General features: G+C 70.3%; 14 protein-coding genes. 11 read left to right on the plus strand and 3 right to left on the minus strand.

All coding sequences use genetic code 11. From position 1 onward, the window contains the following. Positions 1-29 precede the first annotated feature (29 nt). The 4 genes from JIG36_RS20850 (at position 30) to JIG36_RS20865 (ending at position 1,743) form a co-directional block, all read left to right on the plus strand. The gene (locus JIG36_RS20850) at positions 30-614 is read left to right on the plus strand and encodes a type II secretion system F family protein (RefSeq protein ID WP_203378259.1); all 585 of its coding nucleotides are present in this window, start codon (positions 30-32) and stop codon (positions 612-614) included. An 83-nt stretch (positions 615-697) separates the two neighbouring features. Continuing rightward, positions 698-883 carry a DUF4244 domain-containing protein gene (locus JIG36_RS20855; RefSeq protein ID WP_203378019.1) on the plus strand — a complete coding sequence of 62 codons (186 nt, stop codon included), beginning with the start codon at positions 698-700 and terminating at the stop codon, positions 881-883. After that, positions 880-1,239: a TadE family type IV pilus minor pilin gene (locus tag JIG36_RS20860; RefSeq protein ID WP_203378020.1), complete on the plus strand. Its 360-nt coding sequence runs from the start codon at positions 880-882 to the stop codon at positions 1,237-1,239. Before JIG36_RS20855 ends, JIG36_RS20860 begins: the two co-directional genes overlap by 4 nt. Positions 1,240-1,344: 105 nt before the next feature. Continuing rightward, positions 1,345-1,743 (plus strand): Rv3654c family TadE-like protein, encoded by a 399-nt coding sequence (locus JIG36_RS20865; protein ID WP_203378260.1) that lies wholly within the window; start codon positions 1,345-1,347, stop codon positions 1,741-1,743. 496 nt (positions 1,744-2,239) lie between these two features. Here the strand turns inward: JIG36_RS20865 and JIG36_RS20870 are convergent, their stop codons facing one another. Then, positions 2,240-4,555, minus strand: a complete 2,316-nt coding sequence (locus JIG36_RS20870; RefSeq protein ID WP_203378021.1) for a DEAD/DEAH box helicase — start codon at positions 4,553-4,555, stop codon at positions 2,240-2,242. Positions 4,556-4,687: 132 nt separating this feature from the next. Between JIG36_RS20870 and JIG36_RS20875 the strand changes: the two genes are divergently transcribed. From JIG36_RS20875 to topA, 6 genes are all read left to right on the plus strand, one after another. Further along, positions 4,688-5,044: an STAS domain-containing protein gene (locus tag JIG36_RS20875; RefSeq protein WP_203378022.1), complete on the plus strand. Its 357-nt coding sequence runs from the start codon at positions 4,688-4,690 to the stop codon at positions 5,042-5,044. Next, on the plus strand, positions 5,041-5,481 hold the full coding sequence (locus JIG36_RS20880) for an ATP-binding protein (RefSeq protein ID WP_203378023.1): 441 nt from the start codon (positions 5,041-5,043) through the stop codon (positions 5,479-5,481). The genes JIG36_RS20875 and JIG36_RS20880 overlap by 4 nt, the downstream gene beginning before the upstream one ends. Before the next feature lie 262 nt (positions 5,482-5,743). Next, positions 5,744-8,086: a sodium-translocating pyrophosphatase gene (locus tag JIG36_RS20885; RefSeq protein ID WP_203378024.1), complete on the plus strand. Its 2,343-nt coding sequence runs from the start codon at positions 5,744-5,746 to the stop codon at positions 8,084-8,086. A 94-nt stretch (positions 8,087-8,180) separates the two neighbouring features. After that, positions 8,181-8,711 (plus strand): hypothetical protein, encoded by a 531-nt coding sequence (locus tag JIG36_RS20890; protein ID WP_203378025.1) that lies wholly within the window; start codon positions 8,181-8,183, stop codon positions 8,709-8,711. A 36-nt stretch (positions 8,712-8,747) separates the two neighbouring features. Then, positions 8,748-9,698 carry a hypothetical protein gene (locus JIG36_RS54795; RefSeq protein ID WP_438870745.1) on the plus strand — a complete coding sequence of 317 codons (951 nt, stop codon included), beginning with the start codon at positions 8,748-8,750 and terminating at the stop codon, positions 9,696-9,698. 206 nt (positions 9,699-9,904) lie between these two features. Then, positions 9,905-12,757, plus strand: a complete 2,853-nt coding sequence (topA, locus tag JIG36_RS20905; RefSeq protein ID WP_203378026.1) for a type I DNA topoisomerase — start codon at positions 9,905-9,907, stop codon at positions 12,755-12,757. A 7-nt stretch (positions 12,758-12,764) separates the two neighbouring features. Here the strand turns inward: topA and JIG36_RS20910 are convergent, their stop codons facing one another. Beyond that, positions 12,765-14,066: a D-arabinono-1,4-lactone oxidase gene (locus JIG36_RS20910; RefSeq protein ID WP_203378027.1), complete on the minus strand. Its 1,302-nt coding sequence runs from the start codon at positions 14,064-14,066 to the stop codon at positions 12,765-12,767. A gap of 114 nt (positions 14,067-14,180) precedes the next feature. On the opposite strand from JIG36_RS20910, the gene JIG36_RS20915 reads away from it, so the two are divergent. Continuing rightward, the gene (locus JIG36_RS20915) at positions 14,181-14,810 is read left to right on the plus strand and encodes a TetR/AcrR family transcriptional regulator (protein WP_203378028.1); all 630 of its coding nucleotides are present in this window, start codon (positions 14,181-14,183) and stop codon (positions 14,808-14,810) included. Positions 14,811-14,814: 4 nt separating this feature from the next. On the opposite strand, the gene JIG36_RS20920 is transcribed toward JIG36_RS20915, so the two are convergent. Continuing rightward, complete coding sequence (locus JIG36_RS20920) at positions 14,815-16,020, minus strand: amino acid deaminase/aldolase (RefSeq protein WP_203378029.1); 1,206 nt, start codon at positions 16,018-16,020, stop codon at positions 14,815-14,817. Positions 16,021-16,243: the final 223 nt, after the last annotated feature.

A 16,243-nucleotide genomic window follows, 5' to 3' on the forward strand; every position in this document is an offset into this window, starting at 1 on the left:
CCGGGGCGTCCGCGACCGACGGCGGTCGCATGCGCGTCCTGCTCGCCGTCGGGGCCGGCGTGATCGTGGCCGGGTTCTTCGCGACCTGGTGGGGCGTGGGGCTGGGCGTTGTCGCCGGGGTGGGGGCCGAGCGCTTCCTGCGGCGGCGCGAGCCGGCCCACGTACGGCAGGAACGCCGCGCCGCCGCAGCCGACCTCCCGCTCGGGGCCGACCTGCTGGCCGCGGCGCTGCGGGCCGGCGCACCGGTCGACGGGGGCGCCGCGGCGGTGGCCGACGCGCTCGACGGCCCACTGGGGACACGGTTGCGGCGGACGGCACGCTCCCTGGCCCTCGGGGCGGCGCCGGCCGAGGCGTGGGAACACCTCGACGGCGTTCCGGGCGCCGAGCGGCTGATCTCGGCCGCCGTGCGCACCAGCGCGAGCGGAGGTGCGCTGGCCGGGGCGCTCGGCCGGCTCGCCGACGACTTGCGGGCCGACCGGGCGGTCGCCGTCGAGGCCGCGGCGCAGCGGGCCGGGGTGCTCATCGTGCTGCCGCTCGGGCTCTGCTTCCTGCCCGCCTTCCTGCTCGCCGGGCTTGTCCCGGTGCTGATCGCGGTCCTCGGGGACGTCCTCTGACCCGGGGCCACCAGGGCCGGCCGCGGGCCGGTCGTCAAGGCCGGCCGCGGGCCGGTCGTCACCACAACCGAAGGAGAACCACCGTGCGCAAACTGCTCGCGAACTACGCCCGCCTGCGGGTCGAGGCCGCGGACGCCGGGATGAACACCGCCGAGTACGCCGTCGGAACGCTGGCCGCCGTCGCCTTCGCCGGCATCCTCTACAAGGTCGTCACCGGCGCCAGCATCACGGCGGCGCTGTCCGGCATCATCGGTCGGGCGCTGAAGTGACCGGGCGCCGGTGGCCCGGCCGCGACCGGGGAGCCTTCACCGCCGAGCTCGCGGCCGGGCTGCCGGCGCTCATGCTGCTGCTGTTCGCCGGCTTGGCGGCGGTGTCAGCGGTGGCGGCCAAGGGCCAGTGCCTCGACGCGGCACGCGAGGCCGCCCTGGCCGAGGCTCGCGGCGGTTCCGGAGCCGCCGCGGGCGCCCGGGTCGCCCCGCCGGGCGCCGCAGTCGAGCTGACCGGCGACGGCGAGGCGGTGACGGCCCGGGTGCGCGCCCACCTGAGGGTGCTCGGCGCCAACTTGCCGGCAATAACCGTCGAGGGCACAGCAACAGCCGCCCGCGAACCCGAGGCGATCCCATGAGGCGCCGCGGTGGCGCATCGTCAGGGTCGGGGGCGGTGCCGTGAGGAGGCTGCGGTGGAGCGTCAGGTGCCGCGATGGTGCGTCTTCAGGGCGGGGGCCGGTGCCGTGAGGGGTTGTGGTGGCAGCAGCTCGCGAGCCGGCGCCGGCTCCAGGAGAGATCGCGGTGCGGCGACGATCCTGGTGCTGGCGATCGGCCTGACCCTGACCGCGGCGGGCCTGGCCGGTGCTTCCGTCGGCGCGGCCCGGGTGGGCCGTCACCAGGCGCGCGCGGCGGCCGACCTGGGCGCGCTGGCGGGCGGCGCGAGGGCGGTCTTCGGCCCGGAGACCGCCTGCGCACGGGCCGCCGAGTTCGTGGCCGCCAACCACGGCCGCATGACGTCGTGTGTGGTCGAGGGTCTGGAGATCGTCGTCCAGGCCGAGGTGGTCGTCCACACCGTCGTCGGCATCAGCGGCCGCGCAACCGCGACTGCCCGAGCCGGCCCGATCTACGCCGTGCCGAGTTGACCTGCTCGCCCGACCAGGCAAAGTCGGGTGGATGTGAGCGCGCACGTCAGCTGTCCCACGATGCCGACATCAGTCCTTCGCTCCGTGGGACGGGGAGAGCTGGGTTACTTTTCGGCCGGAGGCTCATCGTCCGCACTCCGCGCTGGGAGGACTCAAGCTCATTTGGCATCCCCGGAAGGTTCGGCCGGGTCTGCGGCTCTCTTCGCCGATCGACGCTTGACGGAACTTAGTGCGCGACGAACGCGGGAGCCGGCCGAGCCCGTCCTGCTGATCCAAGGCTCAACTTCGATGCTGCGCAGTGCCTCGATGGGCTGTTCACGCTCATCCGGCTTCATCGGGATCACATGCTTGCTCAGAAAACGCTGGTCCATCCACTTAGCGAGGACTGGACGAAAGCAAGCACCAACTTAACCAAAACGGGCGACGTCACCACTATGGTGCGCCCGGTTGCTCACAAGACATCGCGCCCCTACAACCGCTGCCAATTACGCACGCGTTACGCCGTGGCGAGGGCGGCCAGGACGGTCCGCAGCACCTGGACGGCTCCGGGCTTGTGCAGCGGATTGTTGCCGTTCCCGCACTTCGGGGACTGCACGCACGCCGGGCACCCCGCCTCGCAGGCGCACGCCCCGATGGCCTCCATCGTCGCGGACAACCAGGCCTCGGCCACGGCGTAGGCACGCTCGGCGAAACCCGCCCCGCCCGGGTGGCCGTCGTAGACGAAGACCGTCGGGGCCTCGGTGTCCATGTGGTTGGCCGTCGACAGGCCGCCGATGTCCCAGCGGTCGCACGTCGCCATCAGCGGCAGCAAACCGATCGCGGCATGTTCGGCCGCGTGCAGGGCGCCGGGAACGTCGGGCGGTTCCACGCCGGCGCGGTCCAGGGCCTGGGGTGAGACCGTGAACCAGACCGCGACCGTACGCAGTTCGCGTACGGGCAGGTCCAACGGCCTGGTGTCGATCACCTCGCCGGTTGCGATGCGGCGGCGTTGGTACGAGACGACCTGGCTCGTGACCTCGACGTCGCCCAGGAACAGGCCCACCGGTCCGGCGTCCACGTGGGAGCGGATGCCCAGCACCGACACGTCCGTCACGTCGCGGGCGTGGGTCGACCAGTCGGGTTCCTCGTGGTGCACCAGGGCGATCGCGTCGTCCAGGTCGAGGTTGTCGACGACGTAGGTCACGCCCTGGTGCAGATAGACCGCGCCCGTGTGCAGCATGACGTGGGACGACGTCTGGTCGATCGTGCCCAGCAGGCGGCCGGTTGACGACTCCACGACCGAGACCGGGGCGCCGCCGGCGCCGCGCAGGTCGACGTCGGGGCGGCCGGGATGCGTCCAGTACCAGCCCGACGGTCGTTTCCGTAGCGCGCCCGAGGCAGTCAGGCCTTCGACGGCGGGAAGGGCCGCCTCCCCGAACAGCTGCAGATCGGACGATGTCAGCGGCGCCTCGGAGGCCGCGCAACACAGCTGCGGGCCCAGCACGTACGGGTTCGCGGGGTCGAGCACCGTCATCTCGACCGGGCGGCCGAACAGCGCCGACGGGTGGTGCACCAGGTAGGTGTCGAGCGGGTCGTCGCGGGCGATCAGCACCGCCAGGGCCTCGCCGCCGTCGCGTCCGGCCCGGCCCGCCTGCTGCCAGAGCGACGCCCGGGTGCCGGGGTAGCCGCAGATCAGCACCGCGTCCAGGCCGACCAGGTCGACGCCCAGTTCGAGGGCGTTGGTCGAGGCCAGCGCGAGTAGTTCGCCCGAGAGCAGGGACCGTTCGATGTGGCGGCGGTCCTCCTTCAGGTAGCCGGCCCGGTACGCCGCCACGCGGTCGCCGAGCCCGGGCACCACCTCGTCGAGCGAGCGCCGCGTCATCGTCGCCACCACTTCGGCGCCCCGGCGCGAGCGGATGAACGCCAGCGTTCTCGTGCCCGCCACGACGGCGTCGGTGAGCAGGTCGGACGTCTCGCTCAGGGCGGAACGCCGTACGGGGGGAAGGTCTGGCTCCTCGGGCGGCAGCAGCGGCGGCTCCCACAGCGCGAAGGTCGTCGCACCGCGCGGTGACGCGTCCTCGGTCACCGCGGTCACCGGCAGGCCGATCAGCCGCGAGGCCGCGTCGGCCGGATCACCCGAGGTCGCGGAGGCCAGCACGAACGTCGGCGACCCTCCGTAACGGGCGGCCAGCCGGCGCAGACGGCGCAGCACGTGCGAGACGTGCGAGCCGAACACACCGCGATAGGCGTGGCACTCGTCGATCACCACGTATCTCAGGCGGCGCAGGAACGTCCCCCAGCGCGCGTGGCCAGGCAACATGCCGTGGTGGAGCATGTCGGGATTGGTGAGCACCAGCCGCGAGTGCTGCCGGATCCACTCCCGTTCCTCGCGGGAGGTGTCGCCGTCGTACGTGGCCGGCCGCACCCCGTCGAGGCCGAGCTTCGTCACCGCGCGCAACTGGTCGGCCGCGAGCGCCTTGGTCGGCGAGAGGTAGAGCGCCGTCGCGCGCGGATCGCCGAGCAGCGTCGAGAGCACCGGCAGCTGATAGGCGAGCGACTTGCCGGACGCGGTGCCGGTCGCCACCACGACGTGGGTGCCCGCGGCCGCCAGGGATGCCGCGGTCGCCTGGTGTTGCCACGGCTGGGCGATGCCGTGCGCGGCCAGGGCGGTGATCACTTCGGGTGACGCCCAGGAGGGCCAAGGAGCGGTTTTTCCCGTACGGGCGGGGATCTGCTCGACGTGGGTGATGGGGGAGTCGGCCGCCGGGACGCGGGCCCGCAGCCGGTGCAGCAGCTCGGCGGGGTTGTGGGCGGTCGACGTCACGCGCGCCACTGTGACACCCGAATGACGTCAACCTCAAACGGGTACGACGGTGGAGCCGGACGAAGGGTCCGTGCCGGTCAGTGGTTAGATTCGCTGGGGAGTTTCGCCCTGGATCAGCGTGCCCCGCAGGGAGGAGGAGCGATGGAGCTGTCCCTTGCGACCCGGACTGTCGCCGAGCACACGGTGCTCGAGGTGGGCGGCGAGGTCGATGTCTACACGGCGCCGAGGTTGCGTGAGCGCCTCGTCGAGCTGGTGGACAGCGGGGTGCGTAACGTCGTCGTCGACCTCGGCGGGGTCGAGTTCCTCGACTCGACCGGCCTCGGTGTGCTGGTCGGCGCGATGAAGCGGCTGCGGGTGGCCAACGGGCGGTTCAGCCTCGTCTGCTCCAAGGAAGCCCTTCTCAAGATCTTCCGGATCACGGCCCTCGACCAGGTGTTCCCGATCTTCCCCACGATCGAGGCGGCGACCCGGGACAGCGACGGCAGCGCGAATTCGTGATGGCGACGGTTCGGCTTTCCTTCTCGCCGGCCCCCGTGCATGTCCGCACTGCACGGTTGGTCGGTGTTGCGGTGGCCCGGCGCGCCGGGGTCGCCGAGGAACTGCTGGACGAGGTCCGGCTGGCGATCGGTGAGGCCTGCACCCGTGCCGTCGCCCTGCACAACCAGTACGGTCTGCCCGACCTGGTGACCGTCGAGATGTCCGATTCGGACTCCTATTCCGTACGGGTCATCGACCACGCCCCGATCGAGGCGAGTGTCGGCCTGACCAAGCTGCCACCGGACGAACTGGCCGACGAATCGCTGACCGACGAGGCGCTCACCACCGGGGTGGGTTTCGCGCTCCTGGCCGGTTTTGTCGATGACCTCCAGGTGCGCCCGGTTGAGGACGGCCCGGGCACCGAGGTCCGTATGGTGTGGCCCGTTCAGCGGCGCTGACCGAAAAAAGCAAGTCAAGAACCATATCAACTGACATCTATACCCACCGACGCGCCCGCTAACACAGCGGCGAACATCACCACGACACGGCCGGATTCAGGTGTGACCATCACCACGATTGGCCGCTACAGTACGCGAGTTATCAGCTACTGCTCCTGGTCCCGCGGCCGCGGGACCCAGTTGTCGTTTCCCCTTGGACGGGGATGCGCCCGGACGGATACGTCCGCCGCACCGGGCGCGGTCGGTGTACAGGAGGACATTGATGTCCGGGACCTCATTAAGTGGTTCTAACGTCACATTTGTCATCGTCGCCCTGGTCTTCGCGCTCATCGCGCTGGGCTTCGCGGCGATGTTCGTCCAGTCGGTTCTCAAAGCCGGCCGGGGCACCAAGAACATGCAGGAGATCGCCGGAGCCGTCCAAGAAGGCGCGTCGGCCTACCTGTTCCGCCAGTTCAAGACCCTCGCCATCTTCGTGGTGATCGCGGTCGTCCTGCTCTTCCTCCTGCCGGTGCACGACACCGACAACGAGGTTTGGGTCAAGATCGGACGCTCGCTGTTCTTCATCGTCGGCGCGGTGTTCAGTTCGTTCATCGGCGGCGCGGGCATGGCGCTCGCCACGCGGGCCAACCTGCGGGTGGCCGCGGCGGCGAGTGAGCAGGGCGGTCGCGAGACCGCGATGGGTATCGCCTTCCGCACCGGTGGTGTGGTCGGCTTCCTCACGGTCGGCCTGGGCCTCTTCGGTGGCGCGCTGGTCGTGCTGATCTTCCGCAGCGACGCCCCGACCGTGCTCGAGGGCTTCGGCTTCGGCGCCGCGCTGCTCGCCATGTTCATGCGGGTCGGCGGCGGCATCTTCACCAAGGCCGCCGACGTCGGCGCCGACCTGGTCGGCAAGGTCGAGCAGGGCATCCCCGAGGATGACCCGCGCAACGCCGCCACCATCGCCGACAACGTGGGCGACAACGTCGGTGACTGCGCCGGCATGGCCGCCGACCTCTTCGAGTCGTACGCGGTGACCCTGGTCGCCGCGCTGATCCTGGGCTCGGCCGCGTTCGGCCAGGACGGCCTGATCTTCCCGCTGATCGTCTCGACGGTCGGCGTCGTCATCGCCATCCTGGGCGTCTTCATCACCCGGCTGCGGCCCAGCGACCGCAACGGCCTGACCGCCATCAACCGGGCGTTCTACATCTCGGCGGCCGTCGCGGCCGTCGCCGTCGCCGTGGTCAGCTTCGTCTACCTGCCGTCGAGCTTCGCCGGCTTCGACGACGAGGGCATCGCCGCCGACATCCTGGCCAGCGGCCGCGACCCGCGCTGGATCGCCGTCGGCGCCGTGGTCATCGGCATCGTGCTGGCCGCCGCCATCCAGGCGCTGACCGGCTACTTCACCGAGACCAACCGGCGTCCGGTGCAGGACATCGGCAAGTCGTCGCAGACCGGCGCGGCCACCGTCGTGCTGGCCGGAATCAGCGTCGGCCTGGAGTCCGCCGTCTACTCGGCCCTGCTGCTGGGCGCCGGAGTCTTCGGGGCGTTCCTGCTGGGCGGCTCGTCGCTCACCCTGTCGCTGTTCGCGGTCGCGCTGGCCGGCACCGGCCTGCTCACCACGGTCGGCGTCATCGTCGCGATGGACACCTTCGGCCCGATCTCGGACAACGCGCAGGGCATCGCCGAGATGTCCGGCGACGTCGACGAGAAGGGTGCGCAGATCCTCACCGAGCTCGACGCGGTCGGCAACACCACCAAGGCCATCACCAAGGGCATCGCGATCGCGACGGCCGTGCTCGCCGCGACCGCCCTGTTCGGCTCGTACACCAACAGCCTGGCCACGTCGCTGGCCGACGCCGGCATCGACGCCGGCCAGGTCGGCAACGAGATCCTGGGCCTGCTCAACATCGCCAACCCGCGCAACCTCGTCGGCCTGCTGGTCGGCGCGGCCGTGGTGTTCCTCTTCTCCGGCCTGGCCATCAACGCCGTGTCCCGCTCGGCGGGCGCGGTGGTCATGGAGGTCCGCCGCCAGTTCCGCGAGTTCCCCGGCATCATGGACCGCACCCAGCGGCCCGAGTACGGCCGCGTGGTCGACATCTGCACCCGGGACGCGCAGCGCGAGCTGCTCACCCCGGGCCTGCTCGCGATCATGGCTCCGATCGCCGTCGGCTTCGGCCTCGGCGCCGGCGCGCTCGCGTCCTACCTGGCCGGTGCGATCGGCACCGGCACGCTCATGGCGGTCTTCCTGTCCAACTCCGGTGGCGCCTGGGACAACGCGAAGAAGCTGGTCGAGGACGGCAACTTCGGCGGCAAGGGTTCCGAGTCGCACGAGGCGACGATCATCGGCGACACCGTCGGCGACCCGTTCAAGGACACCGCGGGCCCGGCCATCAACCCGCTGATCAAGGTGATGAACCTGGTCTCGCTGCTGATCGCCCCGGCCGTCGTGGCCTGGAGCATCGGCAGCGACCAGAACAACCCGCTGCGCATCACGATCGCGGTCGTGGCGGCGGCGATCATCGCCGGTGCGGTCGTCTGGAGCAAGCGCAAGCCGATCTCGATGGGCGAGGACGCCCCGTCGAACCCGGCCGGCGACTCCTCCCCGACCGCCAAGGTCACCGCCTGATCCACGGGCACGGCACCAACGCGGGGCACCCGGTGACGCCGGGTGCCCCGCACCATAGATGAGGTTGTCGGACGTTGCCCGTACGCTGCTTCCCATGCGCCCGGCCCGACCCCTCGTTCTGCTGGCTCTTCTCGCGCTCGTCGTCTCGCTCGGCGCCTGTTCGGGTTCGCACAGCGCCCGCGCCTGGGCCGCCTCGGTGTGCACCACTCTCGAGCCGTGGCGCTCCGAGATCGGTTCCCTCACCAGCCGCACCCAGCAGCAGATGGACAGCGCGACCACGCCCCGCCAGGCCAAGGAAAATCTGATGCGCCTCTTCACCGGCGCCGCCGACGCGAGTGAGAAGGCCCGCGCCGGAGTGGCCAAGGCCGGCGTGCCCGACGTCGACAACGGGCAGCAGATCGCCGACGGCTTCACCGGTTCGCTGGCCGCCACCCGCGACGCCTACGCCAAGGCCAAGAGCGGCATCGAGGTGCTCCAGACGGCTCCCGCCCAGACCTTCTATCAGCAGGTCGGCCAGGTCGTTCAGCAGCTGCAGACGGACTATCAGGCCAGCGGCCTCGACACCAGCAAACTCAACTCGACCGAGCTGCAGACCGCCTTCGACGAGTTGCCCGAGTGCCGGTGAGATGACCGAGCCGAGAATCGCCCGAGTGCCGGTGAGATGACCGAGACGGGGTGGCCGCTGATCCCGCGCGAGGTGCTCCCCGCGCCGGTCCCGGCTGCCAAACGCCCCGCTCACCCGCGTGCCGACCCGCCCGCCGAGGCCGGTCGTCAGCTGCCGTTCTTCGGGGCCGAGACGATCGAGCCGTCGCCCGCCGATCTGGCCGGGTTGCTGGCCGGGCCGGGGGTGCTCGGTCGCATGGGCGGCACGGCTCGCGTCTCGGTGCCGGTCGACGCCGCCTGGCGGGTGCACGTCCTGGTCGGTGAGCTGGTGATCCGCGGGCTCGTGGTGAGCTGGCGTCCGACAGATCAAGAGCCTTCCCTCGTACGGGATGTCGTGTATGCCCCGTTGGAAGAGGATTCGCCGCCCGAGCTCGACAGCGACGCCGACCCGCCTGCTAAATCCGCTGAATCAGAAATGTCCGATAAGGGCCGAGCGCGAAGGGAGGGCCAGGCTCATGCGGAGGCCAGCGGCGTTCCCGTCATCGAGGGCGACGACGTCTCCGCCATCGAGGGGCGAAACGCCGGGGAGCAGGGCGAAGGCGAGCCGGTGAGCGGGTCGGAACCGGAGGGCGGCGACGAGCCGGAACCCGAGCCGGCCGGTCCCAGGTTCGAGGTGCTCACCGCGTACTCCCGAAGATTGAACGGTCTTGCTCAGGCCTGGCCCCAAGCCGCCTCCCAGCTTTTTCTCAGCGGCCCGCGCCTGCGCCTCTGGGTGGCGGCCGCCGGCGAGCCGGTGCCCGGTGGTTACGCCCTCGGTCTCGACCCGGCCAAAGACGTCGCGGAGATCGACGCGGCGCTGGTCCGGGCCGGTCTCGCCGGGCGCCCGTCCGCCGACGGCCGACGCTATCTGATCATGGGGAAGAGGCGGGTCGCGCGCCTCGCTGAGCTGGTCGGAGACAGACCCGCGGCGGCGCCCGAGCAACTGTGGCCGGGCGGCGCGGGTGCGTGATCTTCCTGGATTGTGTGCGACACGACAGCATGTCGGCGGTGTACGGTGTCGCCGTCGGAGGCATACGGTGGCCGGACCGTTACCATCCGACTCCGGGGTTCCCGGGGAATGCTGACTCGTCCGGCGCGTTACGTTGAAAGTCTGTGTTCCGCCGGGTCCGTCTGGTGGAACATGGCGGAACGCTGAGTTCGAAGTTTGGGAGTGCCGTGCCGAGTGACACCAGGACGACCCGTCTGGTCATCGTCGAGTCCCCGTCGAAGGCCAAGACGATCGCCGGTTATCTGGGGCCCGACTATCTGGTCGAGGCCTCCATCGGCCATGTCCGTGACCTGCCCAAGAACGCCGACGAGGTGCCCGAACAGTACAAGGGCGAGTCGTGGGCGCGTCTCGGGGTCGACGTCGACAACGGCTTCCACCCGCTCTATGTGATCTCGGCCGACCGCAAGCAACAGATCGCCAAGCTGAAGAAGCTGGCGAAGGAGGTCGACGAGATCTTCCTCGCCACCGATGAGGACCGCGAGGGTGAGGCCATCGCCTGGCACCTCCTCGAGACGATCAAGCCCAAGGTCCCCGTCCACCGGATGGTCTTCCACGAGATCACCCGGCCCGCGATCCAGGCCGCCGTGGCCAACCCGCGCGCCATCGATCAGAATCTGGTCGACGCCCAGGAGGCCCGCCGCATCCTCGACCGGCTCTACGGCTACGAGGTCAGCCCGGTGCTCTGGAAGAAGGTCATGCCGAAGCTCTCGGCCGGCCGTGTCCAGTCCGTGGCGACCCGCATCGTGGTCGAGCGGGAGCGCCAGCGCATGGCGTTCCGCACGGCGGAATACTGGGACATCAACGCCCTGCTGGCCGTCCGGGGCGAGGTCGACGGTCCGCGCCAGTTCGGCGCCACGCTGATCGCGCTCAACGGCGACCGCATCGCCACCGGCAAGGACTTCGAACCCACGACCGGCCGTCTCAAGCCCGGCGCGGCCGTGACGCAGCTCGACGAGAGCGGCGCCCGGGGGCTGGCCGCGCGCCTCGAGGGCCAGGAGTTCACCGTCACCCGGGTCGAGGAGAAGCCGTACCGCCGCCGGCCGTACCCGCCCTTCATCACCTCGACGCTGCAGCAGGAGGCCGCCCGCAAGCTGCGCATGTCGTCGGCCCAGGCGATGCGCACGGCCCAGCGCCTCTACGAAGAGGGCTACATCACCTACATGCGTACCGACTCGGTCAACCTGTCGGAGACGGCCATCGCGGCCGCCCGCCGGCAGATCGCCGAGCTCTACGGCGAGCGCAGCGTTCCGCCGGAGCCCCGCCACTACAAGGGCAAGGTCAAGAACGCCCAGGAGGCGCACGAGGCCATCCGGCCCGCCGGAGACAGCTTCCGCACCCCGGCCGAGGTCTCCAACGAGCTCTCGGGCGACGCGTTCCGGCTCTACGAGCTGATCTGGCGCCGCACGGTCGCCTCGCAGATGACCGACGCGGTCGGCAACTCGATCTCGGTGCGCATCCGGGCCGTCTCCACGGCTCAGGAAGAGGCCGACTTCGGCGCCACCGGCAAGACGATCACCGAGCCGGGCTTCCTGAAGGCCTACGTCGAGTCCTCCGACGACGAGAGCGCCGAGGCCGAGGACGCCGAGCGTCGCCTGCCCAACCTCGTCAAGGACCAGTCGCTCGACGCCGACGAGCTGAACGCCGCGGGCCACCACACCAGCCCGCCCGCCCGTTACACCGAGGCGTCGCTGGTCAAGGCGATGGAGGAGCTCGGCATCGGCCGCCCCTCCACATACGCGTCGATCATGCAGACGATCCAGGACCGCGGTTATGTCGAGAAGCGCGGGCAGGCCCTGATCCCGACGTTCATCGCGTTCGCCGTGATCAACCTGATGGAGCAGCACTACCCGCGCCTGGTCGACTACGGCTTCACCGCCGCGATGGAGAACGATCTCGACGGCATCGCGGGCGGCGACCACGCCTCCCTCGACTTCCTGACCTCGTTCTACTTCGGCAGCCAGACCGCCGGGGCCGACGACGAGATCGCCAAGGCCGGCGGCCTGCGCAAGCTGGTCACCGAGAACCTGAGCGCCATCGACGCCCGCCTGATCAACTCGATTCCCCTCTTCGACGACGAAGAAGGGAGGCACATCGTGGTGCGGGTCGGTCGTTTCGGGCCGTACCTGCAGCGTCAGATCCCCGGTGCCACCGAGGAGCAGGCGAACGACAAGGCGAACCGGGTCTCGATCCCCGAGGGCGTCGCGCCCGACGAGCTGAACCCCGAGAAGGTCAAGGAGCTCTTCCTCGGCGGTGGCGGCGAGCGCAGCCTGGGCGACGACCCGCAGACCAACGAGCCCGTGCTGATCAAGTCGGGCCGGTTCGGGGCCTATGTGCAGAGCGGGGAGCGGCGCGGTTCGCTGTTCCGCTCGCAGACGCCCGAGACGCTCACCCTCGACCAGGCACTCCAGCTGCTCAGCCTGCCCCGGGTGGTCGGCAAGGACCCCGAGGGCAACGAGATCATCGCGAAGAACGGACGCTTCGGCCCGTACGTGCAGCGCGGCACCGACTCGCGCTCACTGGCGAGCGAGGACCAACTGTTCACAGTCACCCTCGACGAGGCGCTGGCGCTGCTGGCGGCCCCGAAGACCCGCGGGCGGGCCGCGGCCAAGCCGCCGCTGCGCGAGATGGGTCCCGACCCGGTGACCGAGAAGCCGATGGTCATCAAGGACGGCCGCTTCGGCCCCTATGTCACCGACGGCGAATACAACGCGTCGCTGCGCGGCGACCAGACCCCCGAGAACCTGACGATCGAGCAGGCCTCGGAGATGCTGGCCGAGAAGCGGGCCAAGGGTCCGGCGCCGAAGAAGCGGACGGCCAAGAAGGCGCCCGCCAAGGCCGCCGGCGAGACGGCCGCGAAGAAGGCTCCGGCCAAGAAGGCGGCGGCGAAGAAGGCCACGCCCGCCAAGAAGGCCGTGGCGAAGAAGGCGACGCCCGCCAAGAAGGCCACGCCGGCCAAGAACGCGGCTCCGGCCGCCGCCAAGAAGACGGCGCCGGCCAAAGCAACGGCGAGCGCGGAGTAAATAAGGTCTAGGCTCCGAGCACCCGGTCCAGGTAGTCGTTGGTGAACACCCGGGCCGGGTCGAGCCGGTCGCGCACGGCCACGAAGTCGTCGAACTTCGGATAGACCGGGCGCAGATCCTCGGCCGTACGGTAATGCAGTTTGCCCCAGTGCGGCCGCCCGCCGAGCGGCTGGCAGACCGCCTCGAACGCGCGGAAGTACGGCTCGTAGGGCGCCCCGGTGAACTGGTGCACCGCCACGTAAGCCGATTCGCGCCCGTAGCCGTGCGAGAGCCAGACGTCATCGGGGCCGGTGAACCGCACCTCGACCGGGAACTGGATCTTGAACGGCAGGCCGTCGATGATCCGGGGCAGCGCGTCGAGCACCTCGGGCAAAGCCTCGCGCGGGATCTCGTACTCCATCTCGGTGAAGTGGACCCGCCGCGGCGTGCAGAAGACCCGGTCGGAGCGCTCGGTGTAGGTGCGGGCGGTGAGCGCGCGGGCGGCGATCGACTGGACGGTGGGGACGACCGCCGGCACCCGGCGACCCAGCTTGCAGACGCCCTGCCAGACCGTGTTGGCCAGGAACTCGTCGTCCATCCAGCCCCGGAACGACGACAGCGGCCGGTCGTTCTCGGCCACCTTGTTGTTCCGCTTGAGCTGGGCCCGGTCGGTGTACGGGTACCAGTAGAACTCGACGTGCTCATTGCTCGGGATCCACTCGCCGAGCCCGGCCAGCACGTCGGCCAGCGCCATCGGCCGCTCGTCGGCCAGCAGCGTGAACGCCGGCACGCAGCGCAACGTCACCTCGACGAGAATCCCCAGAGCGCCGATCCCGAGCCGTACGGCGGGAAAGATCTCGTCGTCCTTGCTCACCGTGAGCACTTCGCCCGAGGCGGTGACCAGCGTGACCGCCTCGACACAGGTCGCCAGGGTGCAGTGGTTCGCGCCGGTGCCGTGCGTACCGGTGGAAATGGCTCCGGAAATCGTCTGGGCGTCGATGTCACCGAGGTTGGGCATGGCCAGGCCGTGCTGGGCCAGGATCTCGTTGAGCTTCCACAGCGGCATCCCGGCCTGCACCGTGACCAGCGGACCGTCGACCGAGACGAGGTCGGTGAGCTGGTGCATGAGCATCCGCTGGTCGTTCGCGACCGCGATGTCGGTGAAGGAGTGGCCGCTGCCGACGACCTTGACCCGGCGTCCGGTTTCCGACGCCACCTTGACGTGGCCGACCACCTCGTCGACAGTGCCAGGGGTCAGGACGTCTACGGCGAGTGACTGCTGGTTGCCGCCCCAATTGATCCACCGACGGGCGTTCCGGGGAGTAGTCATTCAGGCTTTGTCCTCCGTACGAGCGGACACCGGCACCGCGCGTCCCGTCGATGCCCCTCGCTCGTTGATCCGAGTAACGTTCCGATTATCACTGCTGAGAGGGAGTGGCGACGCGTGTCGACACCAACCGTCACCACCGGGCCGCTGCGGCGTGTCCCGGTGCAGGGCAGAAGCGTTGCCCGGGTCCAGCGCATGCTCGACGCCTGCGCCGAGCTCGTGGACGAGGTCGGCTATGAGGGCCTGACCACCACGCTTCTGGCCGAGCGCGCCGAGGTCGCCATCGGCTCGGTCTACCAGTTCTTCCCCGACAAGAGGGCGATCGTCCAGGCACTGGCGATGCGCAACATGGATGCGTACCTCCAGGGTCTGTCCGACCGGTTCGGCAGCGAGACGTTCGCCCACTGGTGGGACGGCGTCGACGCGGCGATCGACATCTTCATCCAGATGCACCGCTCGGTGCCCGGCTTCCGCACGCTGCACTTCGGTGACGTGGTCGACGTGCACCTGCTCGACATCGAACGCGACAACAACGCGGTCATCGCCGAGCGCCTGGCCGAGCTTCTGGTCGATCAGTTCCAGCTGATGGACCGGGCTCGCCTGCGGTTCTCGCTGGAGATCTCGGTGGAGGCGGCGGACGCGCTGATCAAGCTGGCGTTCCGGCGCGACCAGAACGGCGACGAGTCCGTTCTGACCGAGGCCAAGGCGCTGATCCGGGAATACCTGCACCGCGCCGTGACCAACTGAACGGTCACCCGAGGAAAGCATGACCCTCTCCCCGGTACGTCGGGGCCGGCGTCGCTGACTCGCCGTCGACCAGCTGAAGCTCGTTGACGTGCTCGCACAGCTCGCCGGCCTTGGCGTGACGGAACCAGACCCGGTCGCCCGGCCGCAGCGTGCTCGCGACGTCGCCGACCAGCGGCGTCTGCACCTCGCCCGGGCCCTCGTCGGGCTTGAACCTGAGGCCCTCGGGCAGCCACGGGGTGGGCTGCCGGGACGTCTCGGCCGGTCCCGACGCGATCCAGCCCCCGCCCAGCACGGTCGCGATCCGCGGCGCCGGGCGGCGCACCACACTGAGCGCGAAGAACGCGGCCGGGGTCGGGCGCCACGCGGAATAGGCGTCGAACAGCGTCGGGCCGTACAGGCCGGAACCCGCCGTGACCTCGGTGACCACCGGGTCGGCGCCGGTCGCGGCCACGCTGCCGGTGCCGCCGGCGTTGACGAACTCCAGGTCGGCGTGCTCGCGGACGGCTTTGACGGCCTCGGTGCGCCGCCGCACGATCTCGGGGAACGAGCGCGACTGCATCAGGCGGATCGCGCGGCCCCGCAGCGCCCGGCCGGGCGGCAGGTCACCCAGTCCGGCGATCTGAGCCTCGTACGACATCATCCCGACCAGCCGGAACCCGGGGCGCGCGGTGAGGCGTCGAGCCAGCGCCGAGGCCTGCCCGGCGGAGTGGACGGGGGAGCGGCGCACGCCGACATGCAACCCGCCGGCGGGACGCCACGACGAGTCGAGATCCAGACACAGCCGTACGGCGGGACGGTCGCCCGGCGGAGTGACCTGATCCACCAGATCGAGGTGCGACGGGTGGTCCACCATGATCGAGATGGCGTCGGCCAGCTTGGTGTCGGTGGTCAGCTCGCGCAGCGCGGTGCGGTCGACCGACGGGTACGCCACCAGCACGTCATCGGTCAGACCGGAGCGCACGAGCCAGATCGCCTCGGGCAGTGTGTATGCCATGACGCCGCGCCAGCCGGGCCGGGCGAGAACGCGTTCCAGCAGCGTACGGCAGCGAACCGACTTGCTCGCCACGCGCAGCGGCTTGCCGTGGGCGCGGGCCACCAGCTGATCGGCGTTGTCGTCGAAGGCCGCCAGGTCGACCGCCGCCACGGGCGTCTCGAGATGGGCCGTGGCCCGGTCGAGCCGCTTTTGCAACGCCTTGCGTTCCTCGATCACGCCCGCACCGTATCTCCGTTCCTATCAATGCGAAAGCTCTTCACTTATTCGATACCCGAACGTGGGTAAACCGGCGGCTACGACCCGCCCGATAGAGTGCACCCTGCGGTAATCACGGGAGGTACGGCCATCGACACCGAAAAGCGGGAAACCGGCCCGGTCGACTTGTCGGGCGCGGCGGCGCTGCGCTCGGTGCTTCGCATCCGGCCCTTCCGCCGCCTCT

Origin of the sequence: Paractinoplanes ovalisporus, from assembly GCF_016834655.1 — a bacterium.
Lineage (GTDB): Bacteria > Actinomycetota > Actinomycetes > Mycobacteriales > Micromonosporaceae > Actinoplanes > Actinoplanes ovalisporus.